29 protein-coding genes are annotated in these 23,988 nt (G+C 60.2%); 6 read left to right on the top strand and 23 right to left on the bottom strand.

Annotated features, from left to right (window positions below; genetic code table 11):
• Nucleotides 1–203 precede the first annotated feature (203 nt).
• The 6 genes from J2X44_RS12065 to J2X44_RS12040 form a co-directional block, all read right to left on the bottom strand.
• Nucleotides 204–887 carry a hypothetical protein gene (locus J2X44_RS12065; RefSeq protein ID WP_310249295.1) on the bottom strand — a complete coding sequence of 228 codons (684 nt, stop codon included), beginning with the start codon at nucleotides 885–887 and terminating at the stop codon, nucleotides 204–206.
• 184 nt (nucleotides 888–1,071) lie between these two features.
• Nucleotides 1,072–1,221 (bottom strand): hypothetical protein, encoded by a 150-nt coding sequence (locus J2X44_RS12060; protein ID WP_310084283.1) that lies wholly within the window; start codon nucleotides 1,219–1,221, stop codon nucleotides 1,072–1,074.
• Nucleotides 1,211–1,882 (bottom strand): hypothetical protein, encoded by a 672-nt coding sequence (locus J2X44_RS12055; protein ID WP_310084281.1) that lies wholly within the window; start codon nucleotides 1,880–1,882, stop codon nucleotides 1,211–1,213. Before J2X44_RS12055 ends, J2X44_RS12060 begins: the two co-directional genes overlap by 11 nt.
• Nucleotides 1,857–3,032, bottom strand: a complete 1,176-nt coding sequence (locus tag J2X44_RS12050; RefSeq protein WP_310084279.1) for an XRE family transcriptional regulator — start codon at nucleotides 3,030–3,032, stop codon at nucleotides 1,857–1,859. The genes J2X44_RS12055 and J2X44_RS12050 overlap by 26 nt, the downstream gene beginning before the upstream one ends.
• On the bottom strand, nucleotides 3,029–4,417 hold the full coding sequence (locus tag J2X44_RS12045; RefSeq protein WP_310084276.1) for a 7-cyano-7-deazaguanine synthase: 1,389 nt from the start codon (nucleotides 4,415–4,417) through the stop codon (nucleotides 3,029–3,031). Before J2X44_RS12045 ends, J2X44_RS12050 begins: the two co-directional genes overlap by 4 nt.
• Nucleotides 4,414–5,055: a hypothetical protein gene (locus tag J2X44_RS12040; protein ID WP_310084275.1), complete on the bottom strand. Its 642-nt coding sequence runs from the start codon at nucleotides 5,053–5,055 to the stop codon at nucleotides 4,414–4,416. Before J2X44_RS12040 ends, J2X44_RS12045 begins: the two co-directional genes overlap by 4 nt.
• Before the next feature lie 429 nt (nucleotides 5,056–5,484).
• Here J2X44_RS12040 and J2X44_RS12035 point away from each other — a divergent pair, with 429 nt between their 5' ends.
• A complete protein-coding gene (locus tag J2X44_RS12035; RefSeq protein ID WP_310084272.1) occupies nucleotides 5,485–6,834 on the top strand; it encodes a hypothetical protein in 1,350 nt (449 codons plus the stop codon).
• A 209-nt stretch (nucleotides 6,835–7,043) separates the two neighbouring features.
• Nucleotides 7,044–7,337: a hypothetical protein gene (locus J2X44_RS12030; RefSeq protein ID WP_310084269.1), complete on the top strand. Its 294-nt coding sequence runs from the start codon at nucleotides 7,044–7,046 to the stop codon at nucleotides 7,335–7,337.
• A 93-nt stretch (nucleotides 7,338–7,430) separates the two neighbouring features.
• On the opposite strand, the gene J2X44_RS12025 is transcribed toward J2X44_RS12030, so the two are convergent.
• From J2X44_RS12025 to J2X44_RS11960, 14 genes are read right to left on the bottom strand one after another with little or no spacing between them, the layout of a single operon-like run.
• Nucleotides 7,431–8,216 (bottom strand): LPD7 domain-containing protein, encoded by a 786-nt coding sequence (locus J2X44_RS12025; RefSeq protein ID WP_310084267.1) that lies wholly within the window; start codon nucleotides 8,214–8,216, stop codon nucleotides 7,431–7,433.
• Nucleotides 8,206–10,044 carry a type IV secretory system conjugative DNA transfer family protein gene (locus J2X44_RS12020; protein WP_310084266.1) on the bottom strand — a complete coding sequence of 613 codons (1,839 nt, stop codon included), beginning with the start codon at nucleotides 10,042–10,044 and terminating at the stop codon, nucleotides 8,206–8,208. The genes J2X44_RS12025 and J2X44_RS12020 overlap by 11 nt, the downstream gene beginning before the upstream one ends.
• Complete coding sequence (gene virB11, locus J2X44_RS12015) at nucleotides 10,016–11,026, bottom strand: P-type DNA transfer ATPase VirB11 (protein WP_310084264.1); 1,011 nt, start codon at nucleotides 11,024–11,026, stop codon at nucleotides 10,016–10,018. The genes J2X44_RS12020 and virB11 overlap by 29 nt, the downstream gene beginning before the upstream one ends.
• Nucleotides 11,026–12,216, bottom strand: a complete 1,191-nt coding sequence (gene virB10 / locus J2X44_RS12010) for a type IV secretion system protein VirB10 (RefSeq protein ID WP_310084262.1) — start codon at nucleotides 12,214–12,216, stop codon at nucleotides 11,026–11,028. Before virB10 ends, virB11 begins: the two co-directional genes overlap by 1 nt.
• Nucleotides 12,216–13,082: a P-type conjugative transfer protein VirB9 gene (gene virB9, locus J2X44_RS12005; protein WP_310084260.1), complete on the bottom strand. Its 867-nt coding sequence runs from the start codon at nucleotides 13,080–13,082 to the stop codon at nucleotides 12,216–12,218. Before virB9 ends, virB10 begins: the two co-directional genes overlap by 1 nt.
• The gene (locus J2X44_RS12000) at nucleotides 13,079–13,765 is read right to left on the bottom strand and encodes a VirB8/TrbF family protein (RefSeq protein ID WP_310084258.1); all 687 of its coding nucleotides are present in this window, start codon (nucleotides 13,763–13,765) and stop codon (nucleotides 13,079–13,081) included. Before J2X44_RS12000 ends, virB9 begins: the two co-directional genes overlap by 4 nt.
• Nucleotides 13,766–13,770: 5 nt before the next feature.
• On the bottom strand, nucleotides 13,771–14,091 hold the full coding sequence (locus J2X44_RS11995) for a hypothetical protein (protein ID WP_310084256.1): 321 nt from the start codon (nucleotides 14,089–14,091) through the stop codon (nucleotides 13,771–13,773).
• Nucleotides 14,092–14,103: 12 nt separating this feature from the next.
• Nucleotides 14,104–15,099 carry a type IV secretion system protein gene (locus tag J2X44_RS11990; RefSeq protein WP_310084254.1) on the bottom strand — a complete coding sequence of 332 codons (996 nt, stop codon included), beginning with the start codon at nucleotides 15,097–15,099 and terminating at the stop codon, nucleotides 14,104–14,106.
• A 27-nt stretch (nucleotides 15,100–15,126) separates the two neighbouring features.
• Nucleotides 15,127–15,384 (bottom strand): hypothetical protein, encoded by a 258-nt coding sequence (locus tag J2X44_RS11985; RefSeq protein WP_310084251.1) that lies wholly within the window; start codon nucleotides 15,382–15,384, stop codon nucleotides 15,127–15,129.
• Nucleotides 15,381–16,088, bottom strand: a complete 708-nt coding sequence (locus J2X44_RS11980) for a type IV secretion system protein (protein WP_310084249.1) — start codon at nucleotides 16,086–16,088, stop codon at nucleotides 15,381–15,383. The genes J2X44_RS11985 and J2X44_RS11980 overlap by 4 nt, the downstream gene beginning before the upstream one ends.
• 18 nt (nucleotides 16,089–16,106) lie before the next feature.
• Nucleotides 16,107–18,497: a VirB4 family type IV secretion/conjugal transfer ATPase gene (locus J2X44_RS11975; protein WP_310084245.1), complete on the bottom strand. Its 2,391-nt coding sequence runs from the start codon at nucleotides 18,495–18,497 to the stop codon at nucleotides 16,107–16,109.
• Nucleotides 18,498–18,516: 19 nt separating this feature from the next.
• Complete coding sequence (locus J2X44_RS11970; protein ID WP_310087030.1) at nucleotides 18,517–18,840, bottom strand: VirB3 family type IV secretion system protein; 324 nt, start codon at nucleotides 18,838–18,840, stop codon at nucleotides 18,517–18,519.
• A 26-nt stretch (nucleotides 18,841–18,866) separates the two neighbouring features.
• Nucleotides 18,867–19,232 carry a TrbC/VirB2 family protein gene (locus J2X44_RS11965; protein WP_282950457.1) on the bottom strand — a complete coding sequence of 122 codons (366 nt, stop codon included), beginning with the start codon at nucleotides 19,230–19,232 and terminating at the stop codon, nucleotides 18,867–18,869.
• Nucleotides 19,220–19,873, bottom strand: coding sequence for a lytic transglycosylase domain-containing protein (locus tag J2X44_RS11960; protein ID WP_310084242.1), 654 nt, complete (start codon nucleotides 19,871–19,873; stop codon nucleotides 19,220–19,222). The genes J2X44_RS11965 and J2X44_RS11960 overlap by 13 nt, the downstream gene beginning before the upstream one ends.
• 435 nt (nucleotides 19,874–20,308) lie before the next feature.
• Here J2X44_RS11960 and J2X44_RS11955 point away from each other — a divergent pair, with 435 nt between their 5' ends.
• Nucleotides 20,309–21,052, top strand: coding sequence for a LuxR family transcriptional regulator (locus tag J2X44_RS11955; protein ID WP_310084239.1), 744 nt, complete (start codon nucleotides 20,309–20,311; stop codon nucleotides 21,050–21,052).
• A 16-nt stretch (nucleotides 21,053–21,068) separates the two neighbouring features.
• Nucleotides 21,069–21,311 carry a hypothetical protein gene (locus tag J2X44_RS11950; protein WP_310084236.1) on the top strand — a complete coding sequence of 81 codons (243 nt, stop codon included), beginning with the start codon at nucleotides 21,069–21,071 and terminating at the stop codon, nucleotides 21,309–21,311.
• Here the strand turns inward: J2X44_RS11950 and J2X44_RS11945 are convergent.
• The 3 genes from J2X44_RS11945 to J2X44_RS11935 form a co-directional block, all read right to left on the bottom strand.
• Nucleotides 21,297–21,770, bottom strand: coding sequence for an Lrp/AsnC family transcriptional regulator (locus J2X44_RS11945; RefSeq protein ID WP_310084234.1), 474 nt, complete (start codon nucleotides 21,768–21,770; stop codon nucleotides 21,297–21,299). The two genes, J2X44_RS11950 and J2X44_RS11945, sit on opposite strands and share 15 nt — an antisense overlap.
• Nucleotides 21,771–22,015: 245 nt before the next feature.
• On the bottom strand, nucleotides 22,016–22,321 hold the full coding sequence (locus J2X44_RS11940) for a sigma factor-like helix-turn-helix DNA-binding protein (RefSeq protein WP_310084231.1): 306 nt from the start codon (nucleotides 22,319–22,321) through the stop codon (nucleotides 22,016–22,018).
• Nucleotides 22,314–22,868: a hypothetical protein gene (locus J2X44_RS11935; protein WP_310084228.1), complete on the bottom strand. Its 555-nt coding sequence runs from the start codon at nucleotides 22,866–22,868 to the stop codon at nucleotides 22,314–22,316. Before J2X44_RS11935 ends, J2X44_RS11940 begins: the two co-directional genes overlap by 8 nt.
• 98 nt (nucleotides 22,869–22,966) lie before the next feature.
• Here J2X44_RS11935 and J2X44_RS11930 point away from each other — a divergent pair, with 98 nt between their 5' ends.
• Together J2X44_RS11930 and J2X44_RS11925 are read left to right on the top strand one after the other, a co-directional pair.
• A complete protein-coding gene (locus J2X44_RS11930; RefSeq protein WP_137751614.1) occupies nucleotides 22,967–23,197 on the top strand; it encodes a hypothetical protein in 231 nt (76 codons plus the stop codon).
• Between the two features lie 327 nt (nucleotides 23,198–23,524).
• Entirely contained in the window at nucleotides 23,525–23,929 is a 405-nt protein-coding gene (locus J2X44_RS11925) for a hypothetical protein (protein WP_310084223.1), read from the top strand.
• The last annotated feature ends 59 nt before the right edge of the window (nucleotides 23,930–23,988 follow it).

Genomic DNA, 23,988 nt, shown 5'->3' with positions numbered 1-23,988 from the left:
GCCAGCCGCGTGGACGATATTTTCCCGATCGATCATGTGCCTCTGCCCCCCGTGGCTAATTCGCACAGCTATCGGTGACGGGCAACCGGGCGGCGAGGGCGTTTACTTCCGGTTTGGTGCAATCGGCCTTTTTGTTGGCCTCGATTCTGGCCGATGCGGCTTGTCGTTCGTCTGCCGGATAGAGCGCGGTCCTGTGAATGAGATCAGGATCGCGCGGCGGGCGTCCGGTGCGGCGAGGATGGAAAGTCCGCCCACTCAAGGCACAGCATATCGCGCTTTGTCCTAGGCAGCGCTTTGCGATCGATAAGCTTGCCTTCGACCTCGAAATTGGCGTCGATCTTCACGATCAGCACCTTGCTGAAATTGCCCTTGAGGTTGAGCGTTACCCTCTCGGTCGTCTTGAACGGTGTGATCGTCTTCACCTCGACAAAGTCATTCCCGAGTTTGCCGTCGGAGCCCTGCGCGTAAATCCGGTGCGGCTTGATGCCATAGGTGATCGCGCCATAAAGTTCGCCAAGGTCACCATAGACCTGCAGATGGCGCCCGGTGAGTTCATGATAATCCGCAGCAGCTTCGAGCAGGCGTTGGAAGATCGGCACCAGATCGACGTCGAGATTCGGGAAGCGCGCTTGGAATTCAAGCCGTTCAAGATGGGAACTGATTTCGGTCCATGTGATCCACTCGCCATCGTCGTAGATGGCGTTGTCGTCATTCCACATATCTGTCGGGCCGTGCTTCATGATCCCGACGTTAGACGCGAATCCGTAAATGCCCAGTTTCGACGCGCTGTGTATGTTGGCCACATCGCGTAGCGGCTCCTGCCAAACCGTGATAAGATTTAGACGGCAGCCAAGTATAAAGGGTCCCGGAAACCTGCTTGACGGCAACTGGCCAGTTTAAACTGAAGAGATGCCGGGCCTCAATGCGCCTGATCTCAGCGGTTCCCGTGCGCTAGATCGTCGCCTGAAAGCAGACGTGCGCCACTTTGGGCTGCCGAGGGCAGACATTGTTTGCCACGATCGCATGACTTGACCGGTCGCTTCGGCTAGACTTCCATCATGGCGGGGACTTTCAACGAACTTCCTCGCTCCACTCTTTAATTGGAGAATCCTGGTGGTCCATCGCCCGTGAGTCGAAGTCGAAACTGAAAATGCGGAAGCGCCGTGCGCGCCGGTCGCTGACCCCGGGAATGCGCTGACCTTCAACAATGTCATCGGTCATCGCGCCTCCCGGCAAGGTCGCCTCCTTGTTTCCCGTTCGACACCAGCATTGCCTCGCCTCGCATTGCGGCCGGCAGGCTCGTGCAATCGGCAGCCCGGACGGGGCCAAGAATCCGGCAAACCTCAACTAGATATTCGTCCGGAACCCGCATCCGGGCGCTTTGCAGAGCGGCATGCAGCATGACCGCGATCTGCTCTTCATTCAGCACGCCGCGCGTTACCGGACTCAGTAGCAATTCTGCCGAGCTGACAATCGGCAGGGCTGGGAAGCGGCGACCCGCGAGGCCGATCGCCTTGCGCTCGTCAATCATCGCGGTGCCGCCGATCTGCAGGGCGTGCGCCAAGGTTGCGGCCTCACCATCGTCGAGGGTCTCGCTGATCGACCCGGCGACGAGTCCCATGAACAAGGCTTCTGCGTCCGCGTGCAGCTCTGCGACTTCGACCAGACCCATCTCGATCAGCTCGGCCATCCTCTCGGCCGTGGCCCGCCCCTTGTCACGGCCGCGCTCCAGTTCACCGAGCACGATGCGCGGCAGGATGGGCGGGCGGACAAGCGCGCGAAGGATCGCGATGGGCTGTCCCCCTGCGATGATGTTGATCCAGACGCTGGCATCCGCGACGAGCGGACGGCCGCCATCAAAGGAGGAACGAGGGGGACTCATCCGTCTCCGCTCCTTCCGCTTCGAATTCGTCGATCAGCACGCGAGCATCCACGCGGTCGATGTGCAGGAGACGCGCGACCTGGCCTTCGCTGATCAGTTCGCGGCGCCATGCCTCGCTCGCCATCAGACTCATGCGCATCGGCACCTGGCGCCCTGCGTCCGCACGCGCATCATCGGCTGGGATCGCGTCGCCGAGCACTTCCCGGGCCTGGACGTCGGTGATTCCGCCCTGATGCGCGAACCAGTCCCAGGCACCGGCCTTGGTCAGACCGAGTTCCTCGAGCCGGCGCACCATCGCCTCGCGCGACACGCCGAAATAATGCGCGAGCAGGATAATATGGCGGCGAGTGAGCTTTGCCGCGCCTGCAGTCAGCTCCTGGAACTTGGCCGCAACAGCCCGAGCCGGGGTCAAGAAGCAGCGCCCGAACGCATTGGCATAACGCTCTTCGCGGCTCGATTCGGGTGAATTGGCATGCAGTGCGTCGGGTGACCTTCGGGTCGAAATGAAATGGCCAAGCTCATGCGCGCCGGTCTGGGTGCGCCGCTCGCGTGGATGGGAAGCGTTCAAAAGGATGCACGCGCCGATCGCGTCGTCAAAGGCATAGAGACCCGAAATCTTCGGATCGATGCGGCGGATGAACACGCGGGCGCCCAGCTGCAGCTCAAGCAGGCTGACAATGTCGTGGATCGGCGCCAAGCCGAGCCCCAGAAACTGCCGCAGCTCCCACGCATCCTGTTCCGCTTGGAGCAGGACGTTGCCCGGCAACAGCGGGCGCTCGGGCGGATCGAACCGCACGCGCTTGATACCGAGGACATTTTCCAGCTCAAGTTCGGCCTGGACCAGACCGTTGAGCAGATTGATCGCCGGATCGATATCGTCGCCCTGTTCGCCGGCCTTGCGGAAGCGCGGCCGCAGATCGACCTTCGCGCTGTCCTGCCGGAGCAGGACGTTGAGCGAGGTCCCGTAGAGCGCCGCCAGCTTCTGCAGTTCGTCGACGCGCGCGCGGCGCTGCCCCTGCTCAATCGCCACAAGCGTGGTCCGCGCGACATTGAGCGCCGCCGCGGCGGCAGCCTGGGTCATCTTCGCATTCTCGCGCGCGTCGCGCAGGAGCTCGCCAATGCCTTCGGCTGTCAGGGAACCGGTGATCATTGCCACGGCGACACCATCGCGATGCGCGAGACGAACGACTCCTTCCCGAGGCTCGCGAGGAAGGCGAGCCATTCCGACCGGTGCCGTTCGAGCAGATCGAACAATTCCCGCTCTGCGACCGCCGCCTCTATACCGAGCCCGTCGGCGGTTTCATGCGCAACGCGCCGCACCGCGCGGCGGTGGAGGTCCGAGCGCGCGAGGGCGGCAAGATGATCGAGGTGCAGGATTCCCGCAATGGCATAATCCTCGAACGCCTTGCTCATCCGGGCAAACCCTTTGACGGTGCCGCCGCGAATGTCGCTCGCACCGAGATCTTCCCAGATATATTCGTCAGACGCCTCGACGATCCCGGCGGTGTGCATGCTCATGCGGCGCAGCATGCAGGCCGCGCAAATACCGCACTGGCGGCGGCGGCCGTCGAAACTGACACGCCGCGAGTCCTGCCAGCAGGAGCGGGTGTCGTGCCAGTTCGGGGCTGCTTCCAGCGCCTGCGCCGCGGCGAGGGTCTCGCCCTTGGTGTACCAGATACGTGGATATTCGTAAGTCGGGACCTGCTTGCCCATCGCCGCGAACAGCTTCTCTATCCGCTGCGTGAAGGCGGGATGCACGCGATAATCGGGATAAATCTGGCCACTCGACGCAACGATCGGCCCGAGGGCGCCTTGCCCGCTCTCGGTGACGACGATCCGGTCGACCTTCGCCAGCTGTGCGGCAATGCCGGTGAGCATCGCGAACTTGAACCCACGCGACCGCGCTGAGGATTCCACACGCTGCCGCTTGCCCAGCTTCACGTCGAACGGAACCGCGGTGAACCGCCGCTGCTTGCGCGGTGTACCTTTGGTATCGGCCCCCTTGGTGCCGAGGCGGACCCTCACCAGCCCGCCTTTCTCCTCTGCGGCAACGAGCGCGGCCACGGCCCGCGAATCGAGACCGTCGCTATAGGGCATGATGATCTTGTCGGGGGTCGAGAGATCAAGCTTGCGCGGACCGACCTTGACGACGTCGTGGCGGCGCCGGACGAAGCTCAACGCCCACCGATCGCCGGTGAGGAAAGCGAGCGCTTCCTCCAGGGCGTGGCGGACCGATGGCTTTTCCCAAAGCGCATCTTCATGAACGGCCACGCGCAGATCAAAGGCGCGCGCCCAGCCCCAGGCCGGGCGGCGCACGCTTAGATCGCAATATTCGACCGCGGCGGCTATGATCATCAGGTCAACCAGCTCGGGATGCCAGCCGGCGAAGAAGAAGTCCTTCAGCCCTTCAATCGACAGCGTGATGCTCTTGCCGAGGATCGCGCCCTGCGCCTCGGCGCGCAGCGGCTCCCCTTCCTCGACGGCGTCGATCCGCACGCCTTCCGCATCCGCCACATGATAAGCCTTCACATTCACAGCGGCACTCCGTCGTCCAGCCCAGAATAAGTGGCAACGGCCGGAGCCTGCGGAGCATCCGAGGTGCGAAGCACTTGCCGCGCCACCGCGGTAATATCAATCTCGCCATGGGCGCCTTCGAGACGCGACCGCACCGCGCGTGCGCGCTGATTGGACGCCTCGCGGAACATATGCTCTTCAACCTGGCGATATCCTGCGAGCAGCCGATCGGAAACGGTGCCCTCGGCAGCCTGTCGCAGGGCATCCGCCGGAGCGCAACCGTCATTGAGGGCATCGACCGCATTGCGCAGGAAACTCGCCTCCATCGGCGAACTGGCCTGGGCGTGCATCGCGCGAAGATCGGCGATGGGCAGGTCGCGGAACAGGCCGGGATCATCGGGGCCGATGATCAGGCTGGACACCCTGCCGAGGAAGCCTGGCGACAATTCGGCGCGGCAATCCCGCTCGGCAGCCGCATGCAGCGCGTCGGCGATCTCGCGCGTCGAGAAGGCCTGAACGTAAGCGAATTTGGCCGCGAGCTTCCAGCGCGGCGACATTGGCAGGGAACGGTAAGGTCCATCACTCATGGCAGGTCTCCTGCGAGCCAAATTAATCCGTGACCTGACATTGTCAATAACAATGGGAAAAATATCTGACATTCATATGGTGGAAGCCATCGCTTGAGCGGGCGCCTTCGGTCCCCTGCTACCATCCCACTGGTCGTTCGGGCGGCTCCACAGGCTTGCCGGCGCGCCCGCGGGCTACATGCGCCCGGCATTAACATGCAGCACGGCTGCGTTCGCATCGCGCCGAGGTCATGAGGATTTGCCAAGGGCAAGATTGAACGCTGTTCGCTTGACAAATTCGAGGCGACAAGGCTCCTGAAATCGCGCCTAAGGTGCCTCGCGCTTCAATAACGCTTGCCCGAGTGCGGCCGCAATCTCCGGCGAGGCGCGCTCGGCTGGCCCGGCGATGCCCGCTCATCGAATGCTGCGCCCCAAAGCGGCCTGACCGATATCGGCCATTCTCCTCGTTAAGACCTTTGCCGCAGTTGCGCATAGGCCAAAGCTGCCATAATCTCGGGGAAGATGGCTGGCGAATTGTTCAACAGGGGAATGAGGGAGCGCGATCTCGACAATTTTCTTGTCGAAGAGCTTTATGCTTCGCCCGAATTCCGGGCGTGGTTCGTGGCTCGTGCCGGTAAAGCATTCGCGGCGCCCGAAGATCTTGCGATTCGGCTACACAAGTCGCCGGCCCGGACCCAGGATTCACGGCAGACTGATGTCCGGATCGGGTGGTTCGCAGATGACAGCGCACTGAAAGCGGCGATCCTCATCGAGAACAAAGTTGGATCAGGTTTTCAGGAGGGACAGGCAGCGGCCTACGCTGCAGAGGCGCAAGCACTGCGAACTGAGCTTGGTGAACATGCCGTAGCGACCGTGCTTGTCGCGCCAAAAGCACAATTTTCCAGTCTGGTGCATGACGGTCATTTCGACGGCGAGATTGCGATCGAGGATATCGTAGCCTCGCTTAAGGAGCGTCTGCGAAATCCCTTGCTGGAACTGGAACTGACTGCGCGGCTGACTGCTAGAATTGACCTTCTCGAAGCCTTGTGCGGGCGCCGGTCTGAGAACGCCTGGACCCCCGTAACGATTGAGGCGAAACGAGATTTCGCGAAAGCCTATGCAGAACTGGCGGGAGAAATTCTTCCTCTCATTGTTCGGCCTTCTACCGATGGACCGAAGGCGCTCACACGCATTTTCGAGCCCGTCCGCCTACGCCCAGACCTCCTTCCTGTGGTAATCCGGCACGAATTCGGTTCGAACGTTGCGACCAAATACGTCAACGCCCAGTTCGCAGGCCAAGCAGAGCTTCTGCCGTTGCTCAGTGCCAGCGGAATTATGGCCGGGACGGGATACACACTGCGAGCTGCCGGCAAGTCCCTAGCGATCGACGTAGCCACGCCTGGCATTGATCCCACGCTTCCTTTCGAGATGGAGCGGGCCAAAGTCCTGGAGGGACTTGAAGCAATTGGCAGGCTCGTCGAGTGGCTGACTGGGTCTGCTGAGCAGCTTGCTCAGATATTTTTGGGTGAGGGGTCAGAGCAGGGAAAAACCGGGGGCGTCGCGTCACCCGAGCAAAATAATAGAGTCGATCCGCATCGGCTTGCCCGCGAATTCGAAGCAGAGCTTCTCAGTACCTACAGGGAGTGCGAGAAGCTGGGATATCGGCCCACTGGTATGCTCGATCTGATGGAACGTCTGGGTGCGATCGCCACCGCCAGGCATCTGCTTGCGCGGCCACCATCCGATGGTTTCGCACGTCTATTTGAGCTCAATCGCCTCGACCTTGCGATTGAATCCATTGTCCTGAGACCCGAGTGGTCGAGCCTTTTCTCGGACCATGAGCGCGGGATTGCACGCCGCCGTCTTCGGTAAGAGCCGGGAGCTTCTCCTGTGGGGACAAGCAATTTTCTGACCAGATGACGGCGTCCGCGGGGAGCGAGGAACGACCGCTCAGGCTTGCACCCCTTTAAGACCCGACAGTCCGCTTCCGGCCAACTTCCGCGGTAGCCAGCGCCTGCGCGGCTTAGCGCAACTTCCAATACCCGCAATTGGTCGATTGCGCCTCATCCGACAGATAGCCTATGGCCACCGGCAGCGAACAAAAAGGGAAAACAATGGTAGCGTCATTTTCAGTGGACGAGCGACGCGAGCATTTTGCCTATTGCGTCCAACTTTTTGGCGGCACCACTGCATTCTCGCGGCGCCTTGCCATAGACGAGCGAGCCATCCGCCGTTTCATCAATGGCGAGCGGCCTCTTGGTGACGGGCTTTTGGAAGACACCGCAAAGACGCTGCGCCTGCTCATTGCTGAAGCAACCACGGCCGAAGCACAGATTGCGGCCACATTGCGCTTTCCGCCGACCGATCCGTCGTAGCGGCTCGGCGATGGCGAAATGTCCGCTTCCCATGTCGCGCCCAATATCGACTTTTCGTTCGGTTTACTGTGAATATGATCCCGTGGCCCCAAGTCAGCGCGTCCGCCCCTCGCGTCTCAATGCCTGATCCTGCGTGACTTCTCGGATGCACTGCGCCTGTTGGTTACGCACCTGAATTGCCGCGATCTTGTCGCCGTTGGCAATGCGGCGAGCCACCTCGTGACGCTTGGCCTCGACGTCCTTTGATGCCCTGGCCGGATCATCGGGGTATTTCGCGCGCGTGATCGATATAGTTTGGGCGACAAGGCTCTGCGCGCGGCGCAGTTCCGGATCGCGGGCATTTTGCTCATGGGTCTGGCCCAAGAACCGTTCCGACAGAGCTTTGAGGCTGATTGTCTCATCGGGCGGTCGACGGAATTTGTTTTTGATGGTTTTCGCTTCGCGGCGCTTGTCGCGTTCGGCCAGCCGGGCTTGCAGGCGGTCAGATTCGGCCTGGACAACTTTCGAAGGCGTGTAATTCTCGACCGTCAGCCCTTGTGCGGCCGCAGCAAGAAATGCGGCCTTCTTGAACGTATCGCCGCCATTGATCCTGATCGACGTCCAGCCATTGGCCTTGGCGATCCGCAGAATGTCGGGAAGAGCGTCGATCTTGCTGGTCTTGAGCCGGTCGGGTTCGAGGCGGGCAATCGGCTTTTTATCATCCGTAGTGCGATAGAGCGCATTGCCGACACGCAGGAATTTGCCGGTAAGGTCGTCGGTGAGGGTGGGTGTTTCGGCTTTGCGCTTCGGCTTCGCCGGCTCCGATTTGGCTTTGTCCGGCTTCGGCATTGCCTTGCGGCTGCGTCCTGAAGAGGCATCGCCATCCTGTTTATCCGCCATTTTCGTCACCTTCCTCGATAAGCCCAGATACATTGCCGTCGTGATCCAGCGTCAGCATGTCGGCGAAGAAGCTCGGGCAATCTTCGGTGAGGACATCATCCTGTGACATAGGCCGGGTCTCGTGCCCGGCAGCCTCTTCGGCGATCATGTCGCGGAACAGCGCGGGCAGCGCGGTGCCAGGAGTTCGCTTCGGTGCGGCTGGCACTTCCGGCGCTGGAAACGTGCGCTTTTTGAAAAAGCGGTTGCTGAAATAGGCAATCTTCGTGCCGACGATAGGCGGAATGCCGCCGCGCAGGAGGATCAGCCTATCGGTTGGAAACTGCATGAGTTCCTGCGGCAACAACAGAGCGCGGCGCTGTTCCGCGATGGATTTTGACCGATTGGCGAGGAGACCATTGATCGTGAGCGACCTGGTGACGCTATCCTGTCCGGCATAGCCGAGCCTCTCGGACAGGTGGTTGGCGACGCGAAGCTCCTTGGGCGTGAATGCGACTTCGACACCGCAATTGGCGACGATTTCATCGGCGACATGCTCGCCGTAAACGCCGCGCAATTGCGAGCGTGACTGGATGACGGGCAAGAGCCTGATTCCGTAGCCCGCGACATAGGAGAAGGCGCTCGCAATGACCGAGGCCCGACCGAGCCGGGCAAATTCATCAAGAATGACCAGCACCGGCACGGGTGTGTTTTCGTCGGGCAATTCGCGCACATTGAGGTCGATGAGCTGCTGGAACAGGAGATTGTAGAGCGGCGCGATCCTGTCGAGTTCATCAGGCGACACGCCGAGATAGATCGACATGGGGCGCTTGCGGAGCTGGCGAAAATCAAAGTCGCTTGCCGCTGTCGCGGCATCGACTAGCGGGTTGAGCCAAAGGCCGAGGACGTTGGTGATCGTCTTCTTGATGTCGGCAAAGCTGTTGTCCGAGCCGCCGGCGAAATCAGCGAGCGCCGTCCGACAGCCTACCGAGAGGTTCAGTCCGGGATTGGCGAGTTCCTTTTTGAAAAAGACGCGCGGATCGCTTGTCGTCAGATGGCGATAGATCGCACCCATCGTCAGCGGTTCGTTGCTAGTTTCCACGAGCCAGGCACCAACGCCTGCAAATCCGGTGCGGGCACCATTGGCCCAAAAGGCTTCGCCCTGTTCGGGCGCAACGAACAGCATCGTTGCGATCTTTTGCAATTCGATGATGACATCATCCGCGTCGTGGCGGTCGATATAGGCCAGCGGATTGTAACGGGCGGTGCGGCCTTCGCGGTCGGTCGGATTGAACAGATAAACGGCCTGCCCGTAATGGGCGCGAAAGCCCGCGCTCGCGTCGTAATTCTCGCGTTTCACATCGAGGACGACAACCGAGCCAGCCCAGGTCAGGAGGTTCGGAATGACGATGCCGACGCCTTTGCCCGAGCGGGTCGGGGCTTCGACAATGACATGCTCGCTGCCACCAAAGGTCAGGAACCGTCCGCGCTTGCGGCCAAGGACGATTCCAGAGCTTGCGCGAAATCCGTGGCGCTTGATCTCGCTTTCGCGGGCGAAGCGCGCGGCTCCATGCAGCGGTGCGCCGCGCGCCCAAAGCGCATAGATCAGGCCGCCCAGGAGCAGGCCGCCGCCGAGCAGCCCGCCTGCCATCGCGCGGACAACGCGCGGGTCGCCGCGATAATACCAGACGAACTGCGGCATTTTGAGGGGATCATAGGCGGCGACGGGCAGGCCGAGGACCAGCCAGCCGATCATGGTGGCGATGGCGAGCGCGATCAGCACGCCGAGCGGAATGCCGACCAGCAATCTAGCCGTCCCGCCGTTAGGCGGCGTACCTGCCTTCCGGGTCATAATAGATCTCCGTCACCCGAAATTCGCCATCGGTCTTTTTGGTTTGCACTACGACATCGACCAGCATCTTGAGCAGCGCGCGAATATCGCCGCGGGCCAGATCGGAACCGCCTTCGCTTTCCTTCACCAAAAGCGTGAGTTGCTCGAACGCTAATTCGGCGGAATCGGCATGGATGGTGGTGATTGAGCCGGGATGGCCGGAATTGACGTTGCGCAAATAGAAAAAGGCAGTCCCGTCGCGCAGTTCCTGGAGCAGGATACGATCGGGCCGCATCCTGAGCGCGCTTTCGAGCAGATGTTTGGCAGTGACATTGGCAGTGCCCTGGCCGTCCTTGGCATAGAGCATGTGGACGACGTTTTTTTGACCGACGATCAGTTCGCGCGTGTCCTCGATCGTCAGCAACCGCTCGTCGGGCGGGATCAACTGGATCAGGCCCTTCGACAGCGTAGTCTTGCCTGATCCTGTTGCCCCCGAAATGAGAATATTGAGCCTGGCCTTCACCGCTCGGTCGAAGAATTCGACATGACGGCCTGATTGCAGAAGTGCGAGCAACTCCAATTCCTGCGGAGTTACTTTCTTTTCCGAGATTCGCGTGTCCCTGAAAAGGCCAGCCGCCTCGAAATCGGCGAGTGTCATTGTCACGGTCGATGGCTTGCGCACAGTGATCGAGACCGTTTCGTCCGGCACGACGGGTGGCACGACGATTTGCACGCGCTCGCCAGTCGGGAAGATCGTCGAGACGATGGGGTTTTCGCGGGTGACATCCTGCGAGGTAAAGGCGGCGGCGGCAGTCGCGAGCGCCATGAGTGTCTTGAAATCGAGTGAGGGTTCGCTTTCCCAAGTCCAGCGCCCGCGTCGTTCAATCCCGACCTCGCCGGGCAAATTGATGACCAGTTCGGTGACGCTCGCGTCATCGAGATATCTGCGTAAGGGTGCCGTCACGCTGTCGAGGACAGCGGTGTTTTTGCCCGGTGCGGCCATTATTTCAGCGCGAGGCCGTAAACGGTCGAGAAGTCGAAATCCTGCGCCACCGTGATCCCGACATCCTCGCCCTGATTCTTGCGCAGCACTGGCTTGATCTCGGCATTTTGCTGCAAGACAGTCGATGCCGCATCGGAGGGGACGCGCGTGGTGTTCGAGCCGTTATTGCCAACGGCTTCCGACCCGACGGTCGCCGCATCTTCGACAAGGCTGAACAGCAGGGCTGTGCCAAAACGCTGCCAGAAGAAATTGTTGACCCGGCCATCCACGCCGCCGCGCCCGAGCGCATCAGTTGCGGGCGATCCGACATCGATCGCAATCCCGCGCGGCGTGACGGCACGCGTCCACAGGACGAACAGCCGGTATTGCCCGCGGTTGAGGCCACCCTGATATTCGCCAAAGATCTTCGTGCCTTTTTCCATCAGCACGACCCTGCCATTGTCCGAATAGATATTGCGCGGAAGAATACAGCTCACATAGCCCGGCTGGCTTGAATCCATTGCGGTCTGCAACACACACGGAATGAAGCTTCCCGCCGTAATCAGGAAATTGCGGTCGGGAAGCGCGCGAGCCTGCGCCTGTCCGATGACCGAGCCACGCCGAAGTCTGTCGAGATTGGTGGGCTCGGGGGATGCCGCGTGACCGGGATTAGCCGTAGTCCCATGGTCGCCGTAACGAACGCTTCCACCCGCACTCTCGCGTTCCCCGCCATAGGCGATCAGCGATGACCGACGCGTGGCTTCGCGGAGGGCTTCGGCCGGAGATTGCTGGCGCGGCTGTTGCAGTGCTGCTGGCGAACCTTGTTGCGGGCCGATGGCGGGCACGGCCGGTTCTCCAAGGGAAATGGGGGCGTCGGGGTCGGTTGCTGCCCCAGCCAGGGTCGGTGCGATAACCGTTGCCGGGTCATATTGCGCGGGCTCGAGCGCGGGTTTGGGTTTGACGGGTGGCAGAGCCGTATTGCCCGTCAGTCCGGTTCCCAGCGCCAGGACCGTGAACATGACGGCGCCTGCGGCGGCGGCCAGGCCGATCATCTTTTTTGGGTCCATCGTGGTGCCGGAGATCGACGGCATTTTGCTGCCGCGTTCGGAGGCGGGGGTGCGATCAATCTCGTCGGGATCGGGTGTTTGATCGACGGCGGGGCAATTGGCGCCTCGGTCTGAGGCGCGTTCCGGGTCAACTGTGTCGGCCATCATTTCGTCTCCCCATCGGGACCAGATGTGCGCTCGACGATGCTGGACGCGGTGCCGGTCTTGGGATCGCGCCCGTAGAAATCCGGAGCCTCGTTGAAGACGCACAGCACCTCTTTGCCGCGCCGCAAACGGAGCTGGGCAAACACGCCGTGGATCACGACAAATTCGTCGCGGACATCGAACGGGACGATGCTTTCGCCGCCATCGGGATTGACGGCGAAGAACGCAGGCAGCTCGCGCTGGTTCGGAAAGCGCAGCGCAGTGAACTGGCCATTGTCGGTAATTTCGGACGGTTGAATCGCGGATGATCCCTGCACACTATATTGGAGGTTACGCTTGCCTTCGAGGACCGCGAGGTCGAGGGCCGAGCGGATCGCGCCCGATTGAAGGGCCGTGGCTCGCGCGTATGCGGCTTGCGCCGCCGCCGCTTGTGCTGCGGCGGCTTCCTCGCGCGGATAGCGAAACACGACCTTGAAGAATGTGTCGGCGGACCGCGCTCCGATGCTCCCGCGCCGCGCCGACAGTTCGAATGTGTAGCTGCGGCTTCCGACGTCGGAACGCGTGATCACGATCAGATTGGTCGCTCCGGCCAGTTCGCGTGGTTTGATAAACAGCGAATGTTCAGCTGGCGCCACCTCCCACGACACGCTGTCGCCGAGCGCGACATGCTCGACCCGTTCGCCCGCTGAAAAGACGATCTGTGTTGCCGAGCGGAACGCGCCGACAATGCGGTAAACTTCGGCGTCGCTATAGATCGCTTCGCGGATTCTGCTGTCCTGCGCGGTAGGATGCGGCGTCTCGCTGGCACCTGCGGCGCTGGCGGAGAACATCAGGGCGATGGCAATGATGCCGTGTTCTGGTTTCATTGCGTCACCTCCAGATCGGCGCGGTAGCTTTGGACTTCCAGCCCCAGCGGGTTTTTGAACCGTTGCTGTTCGGTGGTTGGGGTGTCGGTGGTGTCGTAAGTCATGGTCGCGATCGCCGGTGTGTCGATCGTCGACGCGCCGCGCTGGAGTGTCTTGGTGAAGCGGATTTGCGCGACGTTCTTTGACACGAAGGTCACCGACTTTATGGCGATAAACACCGTATCTAGATCGGTGAAAACGCTTTGAGGCGATTGGGGATTGCCCTTGGCGTAGAACGCCGTCCAGCGCGCCTGTTCGTCACGCGACGACATCGCCAGCACGCCTTCGAAAAACTCCCGGCGGGCCTGAGGAATCCATCCCTCGCGATTGCGGACATAATCGGCGAGAAAATATTTGGCGACCGCCTCATTATAGGTGATCTGCCGGTCGCCGGTCAGTGGCGCAGCGATCTCGCTCGCGCCGGTGGCCTTGTCGACGGTGATAACATAGGGCGCGACGGTCTTGAGCGGCGTGAGCATGGCCACGGCCGCAACCGCTGTGACTGCAAGACTGCCGGCCATGCCCGCGATGATCCACGCCAGCCGTTTCGAGCGGTTAGCGGCTATTAGCCGGTCATGGTCCCAGCTCGCGGCCTCTGAAAAATAGGCCTTGAGATCCTGCCTGTCTGTAACGCCGCCAGCCATGATGCTCAGCAACTCCGATAGGAGGTAGTTGGCGTTGCGCTGCTGATGGGCGGGACCTGCGGGCCGGGTTTGGCGTCGGGCTGTGCGGGCTCGGGAAATACGTCAACGCCTTTGCGTCCCTCTTCCTGGTCTGGCGTCTGGTAGGCTGGGGTTGATGTTCCTGCGAGGGGATCGACCGTTGGCAGGATCGTACCATTGGGGTTGGCCGGGCGGCGCTGCTTACCGCTACATTTGGCAAGTTTTGGCGATTTCGAGGCAGCGCTGATGGCCTCGACTGGTGCAATGAGTGCCAGCGCAACCAATATACTCATCATATGCTTACGCATGATCCAATCCTTTTATGCTGCGCCGCGACTGATTGATCCAGATGTCCGCATCCGCGCTATGCCGCGCGCGAAGCCCCGCTCGATGGCTCGGCTGGTGGCCTGAGCGCCGGTTGCGCCGCGCCCAACGACGAACCCGCCTGCCGCTGCGATTGCGGACGCAAACTGGTTGGCAAGGGCAGGGCCGCCGCCGCCGAGCGAAGCGGCGAGCGATGGAATCTGGAGGAAAAAGAAGAAGCCGAGCGCGTAAAAAGCCAGCGCCTTGATCGCGGCCATGCCGATGTCGTCATTTTCCGAGATGGTGGCGATGATCGTCTCGCCCGTTTGGGTCAGAAACAGTGTCAGCACGAGCGCGAAAACGATCAGCATCAGATAGTTGATGCATGCCCCGAGCCAGGCAAAGAAATATCCGCGCGTGGACTCGAACAGCAGGGCGGCCACAAAAAGCGGACCGACAACCGAGAGAAGCCCGAGCGCAAACAAGCCGAACGCACTGATGACGAAGCCGATGGCCGCGCACAGCAGCGTGGCGATGATGACAATGACCACCAGAAAGCCCGCAAAGACGGCATAGCCGATATCGGGGAGCGCACCCTGGGAATCCTGATAATTAGCGGCGATCTTGCGCATTGTGTTGGCAGTTTCAAAGCCGGTGCCTGCCAGCTTGTCATAAAAACCGCCAAGACCACCAACGTCCGCACCGCCCAGCGCGTTTGCGAACTGGCCGGGCAAGCCACCCAGCGCAAACATGCCAATCTGGGTGCCGTAGAGCGATGTCACGGCAAAATAGAGAACAGCGAGCTGGCAACCGCGATAGGTATATTCGCGGAACGGATATTGCACCGCCCCGCGCATGATCGCGTAGCCCAGCAGAGAAATATAGATCACGATCCCGATGCGCAGAGCAGGGCTAACGACGCCGATCACGGCCGCATATTTGCCCACGATGGCCGCCAGCGCATTGTCCAGCGCCTCGAACATTGTGGTGAATACATGATTGGTGAAATCCATATATCTTTCCGGGTCCCGGTTGACGCTTTATAGAGCGATCTGGAGTTGCGACTTGGCGAACGCCGCCGCGCGGCAATTACCCGTGACCACCGCGGGTTGCGATCCAGCCGGCGTATCGCTGGCCGACCATTTGCGGCAGATGGCTTGCATCGCTTCGATCTCCTCGCCGTGGGCAACATAATATTGCCAAGTCCGCGCTGGCATATCGGCTGGAGGCGGGGCGGGGGATGGGCCGCACCCGGCCATCAGCAGCGCGATCGAGACGGTCGCGATCCGCAATCTCATTGTCCCTTGTAATAACGGCTCGCCGCGTCGAGCTTTTGGGCAAGTGCCGCCTTTCCTGCCGCCGCCCGTTCGCGTTCCTGAGCCTGTTGCTGCATGGCGATGGCCTGGAGGCGAAGCTGGTCGTTTTGCATCGCCGCAGATTCGAGGTGCAGCCGGACGGTCAGGTCGCCGACTTCCTTGGCCGTGACGGCGGTCGCCATTCGGGCGCGGAGCTGGTCAAGCCCTTGCGTCCGCGAGGTGACGGCGGCACCCATATTATCGGCAAGCCCCGCGGTGATGCCGATGTTGCGCGCGTTGAGATCGAAGCCAGCGCGCGACTCTTCGGACCCCGACACCCCGCGCTTTTCAAGGAGGCGGCGATAAACCGCATCGGCTTTGGCGCGTGCCGCACCTACAACATCGAGATCGCCGCTACCGAAGCCATGCAGCACGGCCGGACTTGTATCGAGTTCACGTAGCGCGTCGCTTTTGAGCTGTGATGCCAGCTGCGGAATATCGGTCAGCTTATTCAGATCCTGATAGAGTTTCTGCGCTTCGGAAATCTGCTGTTTGCCCTGCGCCGCAATCTGGATTGCCTGCCGCACCGCTTTGACTTGCTGCACCAGACTGGCGCTGTCATGAACCGGCATGCCCTGTGCAATGGCAGGGAGGGGAGCCGCTATCAGCAGTCCCGCACCGAGTAGCTTGGTCATCGTTTTCATCATATTGCCTTTCCTTGCAGTTCAGCTTGGACGTCTCCGTTGATGGAAGAGGGGTAGCCAGAGCACCGGGTCGTTCCCCACCTCGGCGATGATTTCGTCGGCAACAGCGTTGGTTTCGGCGCGGCCCGACAGCACCGCCAGCGCGTCGTCCAGACCGCTCAGATCGAGTTCGACCACCACGCTGTCATGGCCCTGCTTCACCAGAAACTTGTGGCTTTCCGGGGCTAGGTCGTCGCGTACCAGTTTGAACTCGGCTTCGGACAGTGCGAAGCCTTCGACATAATCACGCCGCGCGCCGAACGGATTCGGGAGCATGATCTTGGTGGCGACCTGTTCCAGAATCGAATGGCTGATATCGCTCTTGAGCGCATCGGCAGGCGATTGCGTGGCGAAGACCAACAGGGCGTTTCGTTTGCGGTAGGTTTTGAGGCCGTCCTGAGCGAAGCGCCGGAAGGCTTCATCGCCGAGCGCCTTCCAGAATTCGTCGATGCAGATAATCATCCGCTCGCCGCTAAGGAGTTGGTCGATCCGGTGGAACAGATACAACATGACCGGCGTGCGGATGTCGGCGTTGTCGAGGAAATCGGTCATGTCGAACCCGATGAATCGGGCGCCGAGCGTCATCCTGTCGGCAGGATTATCGAACACCCAGCCAAGCGAACCTTCCGACGTCCATTTTTCAAGACGCGCGCCGACGCCGCTGATGTCCTTCATGCCGAGCATCGAGCGGAGCGCACTGAGTGAGCGGTCGGCGCTGGGAAGTTTCATCACGGCATTGATGCCGTCTTCAATCCGCCGTTCTTCCTGAACCGAGACGGGCAGGCCATCAGCACGAACGAGCTGGCGGATGAAAATAGACAGAAAACTCTTGTCCCCGGGTGTATCGCAAAGGGCTTTCAGCGGTGAGAAACCGGTGGCGACGCCGTTGCGCAAAGCCAGATATGTCCCGCCGCTGGCCTGGACGAAGATCTGCGCGCCGCGATCCTTGTCGATAAAGATCTGACGTGCGCCGGTCTTTTCAGCCTGTGCCATCAGGAAGTTGAGCAGCACCGTCTTGCCGCCGCCCGATGGGCCGATAATCAGCGTGTGTCCCAGATCGCCCTTGTGGAAATTGAAGAAATACGGGCTGCGCGCATTGGTCTTGAGCAGCGCCACCGCATCGCCCCAATGGTTGCCGCTGGCGAGGCCGGCGGGGAAGGTATGGAAGGGTGAGAAGGCCGCGAAATTGAGCGAAGTGATCGGCGCGGGACGGGCACGCCATGCGAAATTTCCGACGAGCTGCGACCAGTAAGCCGCTTCGAGCGCAGCCCCTTCGCGCGCCGCGACCATTCCCGTATCGGCAAGCGCGGCCCGGGCGATCGCCATTTGGTCGCGGAGCGCCTTCATCGAACTGGCATAGACCGCGAGGGTGAAGTGATGGTCGCCCAGCACAAAGCGGTTTGACATCAGGTCATCGCCGGCATCGATCAGCGCATCGGCCTGGCTGACGGCGCGGTCGCCGGCATTTTCCATCTGGGTCATGCGCAGCCGGAATTTCTCAGTGGCCGCAGCCCTTCCAAGGAAGGTGAAGGATTGTGTCAGAACGAAGCCAAAATCCACCGACAGCAAAGCCTCTAACTGGCGCGGGGTTGTCTGTGCTGGATATTCGCGGATACCAAAGATACCGCCAAAGACCGACGTGTCGGCGCCCCGAATTTCTATGGTTTCGGCGCCGAAGATCGTGCGGGCGCGATATAACGCACCGCCCAGATGACCGCGCACAACGGGGACGCGGGCAGGGCGTCCGGTCATCATCATATCGGCGACTTCCATCGTTTCGGAAAACATCAAACCGCGATGCTCATAGATCGCGCAGCGGCGCGGTTCGCAGCGCACCATGAGCTTTTCAAAATCACGGGCCTTGTCGTCGAGAAGCTCGATCAGGGACTCGTCGATCTCCAGCCCCAGCGCCGCGCTGCGCTTGGCATTGCCCGAGACCTTGCGCTTGAGAAGCTGGATGAGTTTGTCGCCGCCGGTGGCGGCTGGACGGATCACAAGCGTCGCAAAGAAGCGGTTGACGAACATCCGTTCCTGGTTGATCCGCCCAAAATAGGCACGGTTGAGATCGGCAGCGAAGCCCGATTTGAACGCCCCACCAGGATATTGATCGACCCGCATCCTGATCAGATGCGTCCAGATCGACAGCCTTTCATCATGGAGGTTGCGGAGCATCCCGTTCAGCTTGGTGTGCCAATCGTTCAGGTCGCGCACGTCGGCCGTCTCGAACGCACGGCCTTGCAGCTCGAAGGTCAGCATGATGTCGCCGGAATCGAGCGCCACCATCTCTTCATTCACATGACGCGAATAGGGCAGGAACTTCCCGGGCGTCGTCTCGCGCTGCGCGACTTTGAGCGGCACGGCGTTGGGTCGCATGGCATCGGATGCAAGCCGCTTAGGCATAACGGCCAAAACCCTTGCGGCGCATGCCCGTCAGCGTGAGCGGCGAGTAGCTGCTTCCGCCCCAGAACGCCCGGTTGCGGTTGCCCGCTTTGGTCCGGCCCCAGAGGAACAGAAGCCGGAACGCATTGACGTCGTGGCGCACAACCAGCCGCGAAATCGAATAGCCGAATATGGCGACCAATGCGGCGTAAACCGGACTGTTGGTTCCGATCAGGACCGACGCGCTGCAAATGAGCAGCAGCACCGCCGCCTCAATCGGGATTCCAGCCCAGAGTGCAGGGCGGGTCACGGCGAGGAACAGCGGGTCCTTGGTCATGATTTCGGTGTCGGCGTTCACGCGCGTCAGCCCGCAATGATGCCGACAATGGAATCAGCCGAAAAGACAATGGCGATGCCGATGATAACGGTCACGAGGATCGTTGTGGAGGCTCGACCCGTGAACCAGAGCAGGCCGGTGACGATCACCGCGATGACCGCAAGCGTCCGCAGCAGCGTCGATGACAGCAGGCCGCGAACTTTGGTGGCGAAGCTCTCCAGATTCTGTGCGGAGGCGGGGTCAGGGTTGAGCGCGGAAACCCCTAACACCAGCGCGAGTGCGACGCTCCAAAGCAGCACGTTCTGCCGCGACTGCGGTATACCCTCGAACCAAAGCGCCAGTCGGGACCGAACACCTGCGGTTCTTCGCACACAGTATTTTAATCCCGCCATACGCTCCTGCTTTCTATCGTTTCAGATGGGTTGGACCTTTGCCGGTCATGAGCGGCGCGCTCGAATAGGTTCCACGCAGGTGGCGCGCTGCTGCGCGCGATAGGCAGCAACTTAGAACCAAAATTCTCCGAGATGAGTCGGACGCGCGGGTCGAGAGGCATCGTCGCGGCCGTCGGCGCTTCCATCGCTACTAGGTCGACAAAGCCCGCATTTCTGACAACCTTTGCGACATAACCGTTGCGGAATCCCCGCGAGGAGCTTCCGGTATTGTAAAGCGAGAGTGCAATGCGAAGCGCGGATTGTGGGTCGTGTCGGACAATTGCCCTATTATAATTTTGGGTGAGTACTCTGCCGAGCGCCTCGATATTTTTGCAGGGGTCAAACACTTTATCCCAGGTCAGGCCAAGCCAGCGCATGTTGCGTGAGTTGATTTGGCCGAGACCAAGATCGACCGAATAGCCGGCAGCGATGTAGCGCTGTGCAGTCGCAGCGGCGCTGGCGGCGTCGGGCTGCGGCGGAGGTTGTTTCCCGCCATTGACGTTTAGCGCGAAGGGCCGTCCGTGGCTTTCGGTTTGCACGATTGCAGCGACGGTCTGCGGCGCGACATTGGGCGCACATTGCGATGCTAAGGCGGCAATCATGGCCCCTGACATGGTCACCGCTGAATACCTACAAATGAGGTGCGGGACGGTGCGTAGATTTCGGCTTTGTGATCGGTCGAGCGCGCGACAATGAAGGTTGACGCCGGGTGTCCGAAATCTGAAATCCAAATATGACGGTAGGAAGCCATATGCGCATTGATCTGGAAATGCGCACTCATTGAAAATCCCGGAAAAGGGGTATGTACCTTTCAGCTTTCTACGGAGCAGGGGCTTTTCAACAAAGGTAGATTTGAAGCAGAATCTGAGCTATAATCAGTTAGTTGAATGTAGGAGATTCATAAAGTTATTCAGTTTTTCCCCGCAACTATTGCCGACCGACGCCATGAGAAGCATCGCAAAGCATTAAATCAGTGAAGGACGATCAACGACAACGGGACCGCGAGATAGGTCCGTCAGCGATCCGAAGGCTAGCTGATGACGATCAAGATGACGACCCAAGAGATGCTGCGCGAGATCAAGTCTGCGCCTGAGGCCGGGCAGTTGGCAGCAGCACTTGGAAATATCTGCACGCAGATGGGATTCAAATACTTCGCTCTCACACACCATGTGGAGGTGACACGAGGCGCCGCCAACGTCGTCCGGATCCACAACTATCCGTCACAATGGGTCGCCTACCATGACCGCAACGCTCTCGGCACATCCGACCCCGTTCACCGGGCAAGCCATATGTCATGCGCTGGGTTTTTGTGGTCTGAAATGGAGACGATGATCCCACTAAATTCGGAGGACCGGCGGGTCCTCGCACTCAGCCGTGAATACGGAGTCGGCGATGGCTTTACCGTGCCGGCAAATGTTCCTGGAGAGCCAAGCGGATCATGTTCCTTCGCAAGCGTCGCGGACATCCCCGTCGATGAGGCGACGCTGCCGTTGGCGCAACTCGTCGGCATCTTCGCGTTTGAGCGCGCGCGTAGTTGCTCGGGAATCCGGGCGTTTGAGAAAAGCCCGCCACGACTAACGGACCGCCAACGAGATTGCTTGCTTTGGGTCGGTCGCGGCAAGAGCGACTGGGAGACCGGTCGAATACTGGGGATTACGGAGGATACCGTCGATCGTCATCTCACAAATGCGCGAGAGCGATACGAGGTACCGAAACGCACAATGCTGCTCGTTCGTGCCCTGTTCGACGGCACGCTTAGTTTCTCAGATATCCTGCCCTAGCGGGACCTTTATTCTCATGACTGTGAAGGACCAGGGTCTGCATAAAGATGCTTCCTTGATCTTCTCCGACACGACGGGCGAAGCCGGGCAAAGAGAACATGTGCGAGAACATGCGCCGGTGCCTTTAGTCGCGAAGCGACCTGGACATTGCATCGGCTACCCGGCCATCGGCGCGCCGTCGTTCAAGCGCACTTCATTTGCAGTAAGTGACCCCATTGGTAGAACATTGATGCTGCCGGTGAGGTTAAAACCTCAGTAAACGGCGTTTGATTGGAGTGGATTGAATCACGTCTGCTGTCGTCGCCGCATAGGGAAGAAATCGATCAATCAACCGTTCAAGCTCGCTCAAATCTGTAACATAAGCCTTGGCGACTAAGCAATTATCGCCTGTCACGCGGTCAGCTTCCACCATTTCAGGTGATTCAGCGAGCATTGCGACGATGCGTGGTATCTCACCAGCAATAGGGCGAAGACGAAAATGGGCACCAACAGGCTGTCCGACCAGCTGGTTATCGACTGTGATCGTGTAACCGGCAATTACCCCCGAATCTTCCAATCGACGCATTCGTTCCGTTGCGCTTGGCGAGGATAATCCGATTATTCGAGCAATCTCGCGTATCGTGAGACGCGCATTTTGGCTTAGCGCAAGGCAAATAGCTCGATCAACAGGGTCAAGGGCGCGCGCGATGTACCGGCTTCGGTTCATGATGAAAGGCATGCTCCGTGCGCCTATTTTTGGACATACCGGGAAAGCGGGATTGACCCCGTTCATGCGCTGGCGTTCGCAATCAACAACATTCGACCAGACCGGAAATGTGGGCAGGTTCGACGCCTAAGCGATCGCGCGTGCAGTTCGCGCTACCCCCAAAGCAGGGCAAAATCGTATGCTGGCGCCGTCCCGGCAATCTGCATTGGCTTAGCCTTGCGCCGCAAATCACAGCCATAGGCGACGATGCCAGACAGCTATTTGTAAAGCTCGCGGGCATGATCTTCCCTTGCCTTGCGAACGGCGCGCAACACCCTGACGATCTCCCGCTCAACAGCCTTTTCGCTGATGCCGAGCCGATGCGCGATACGGTCGTATCCAAGATTTTCAAAGCGGTGCATCAGGAACACTTCGCGAGTGAGCTTCGGCAAGCGGGCTATCGCCCACTCGACCCGCGCAATCTCCGGATCGACATGTTCGTCAAGTCTTGGAACCACCGGGGGCGGGACCAACAGGCCTCGGATCGTGCGCGCGAAGCGGGCGGCCATGTTGTCCTCAGCCAAGAGCCTTCCTCCGCCTAGGGCGAGAGTGTCCGGTTATGCCACGCACATGGTCCAGCAGTTCTCTGAGTAAGAGTGGAATGTCCGGCAGCGATGCGGGGACCGGGGGCCGCGAACCGTGGATGTCCGGATTTCGCCAGACGTTATAGGGTGACAGCACCGTGGCCAGCCGCTCTAGTTCCGGGGATTGATAATTGAGGCCGGTCGCATTGGCATATGCCAGTGCCGTGCTGATGTGCAGGCCGATGTTCCGGGCGCACCATCGATCATCAAAGCCAACATCCAGCAGATGCGAGCTTAACGCCATCTGGGTCACGATGCCGGTCTGGTAGAGAAGGTCGCCAGTATCGGGGAAACGCAATTCCTCAATCGCGAGGGCGAAACTCTCGCCGTTCCGATAGCGAGCTTCGCTTAATACCCGGCCCTCGCGTGATCTCACTAGCATCGGGAATGCGGGGCGCTGCTCCTCCAATAAAGGCGAAGTCGGGACGGGCGCCGGTTTGTCTATCCTGATCGACTTCGATCGGGGGCTAGCGGCTTTGTGGATCATGTCGCCTCCGTCGCTGGCGTGATTCGGCCTCAGTTCATCTTCCGCCGAAAAGCCTAAGCTTGTTTACGCTATCGTTTATAGCATAAACGGTAGCGTATATGCAAATAAACGATGTCATTAACGCGATTCTCTTTGAGATTGAGCGCGACGCCGATAGCGACGACGGCATGGGACGCCCGCCGCTCGGAATGAAAGCCACGACCATCCGGCTATCTGTAGACACGATCCGCCGGATCGAAGCGCAGGTCGGAAACCGTCAGCTTGCGAAGTTTATTCGCGAGGCGGTCGAGCGGGAGCTGCGGCGGCGAGAAGAAGAGCAGAAGCTTTAAGCACCGCAGCGTTGATCGACTGCATTTTGCCTCGCCGTCGCATCGGTCGAAATATCGCTCCACGCGTGTCTTGCTTGGGTTCGAACCACGACAGCTTCACGCAAACCTTGTTCATACCGCTGGAACTGAGGACGGCGATCAGTTCGCCATCATTTGGATTCCGGCCGATTAATGTTGGGTTCCCGCCGGAATGACCGGCGGGCGCCCGAGTCGGGTCAATATTGGCTACGTGCAATGCAAGTGGCAAAAATCCGCGCTTGGGCTTCAATATCAGGAAAGGAACCGTCAAATTGTACGTGAAAGTTAGCGAGCAGACGGTCTTCCACTATGGAGAACCTCTTCATTCTCTTCCGGCAGTTGCAGACGCTGTACCGGGACGCGTTGGGCCTCGAAATCTATGGGGTGTTCGCGCAAGGGTCGAACGAATATTATGACGACCCGTTGCTCCATATCTCGAAAGCGCAGAACCACATCTCGCTCAACAGCCTGGGGCTTCCCTTCGCGCAAATCTCGCTGATCGAAGCGGCTGCGCGCAAGGCCATCAAGGCGGGGACCCATCCTCGCATGGAAATCTACATGGACAGCGACCTGTTCCATTCGCTCATGTTTAAAGAGTGCCAGAGGAAGGACGCTTGGCCTTCAGCGCTCTACAAGCCAAAAATGACCTCGGAGCCGGGTCAATATTATTATGCCGCCTGCGATGATCTCATCTCCTGCCTGCATCAGCCTTGAACGTCGGGTGTTGGAGGCACGGACGTTCGAGTTTTCTGGCTCGATTGACGGCTATGTCC

Source organism: Sphingopyxis sp. BE259 (assembly GCF_031457495.1).
In the GTDB taxonomy this organism is placed as follows: Bacteria; Pseudomonadota; Alphaproteobacteria; order Sphingomonadales; family Sphingomonadaceae; genus Sphingopyxis.
This window is presented reverse-complemented; position numbering and strand designations above follow the sequence as displayed.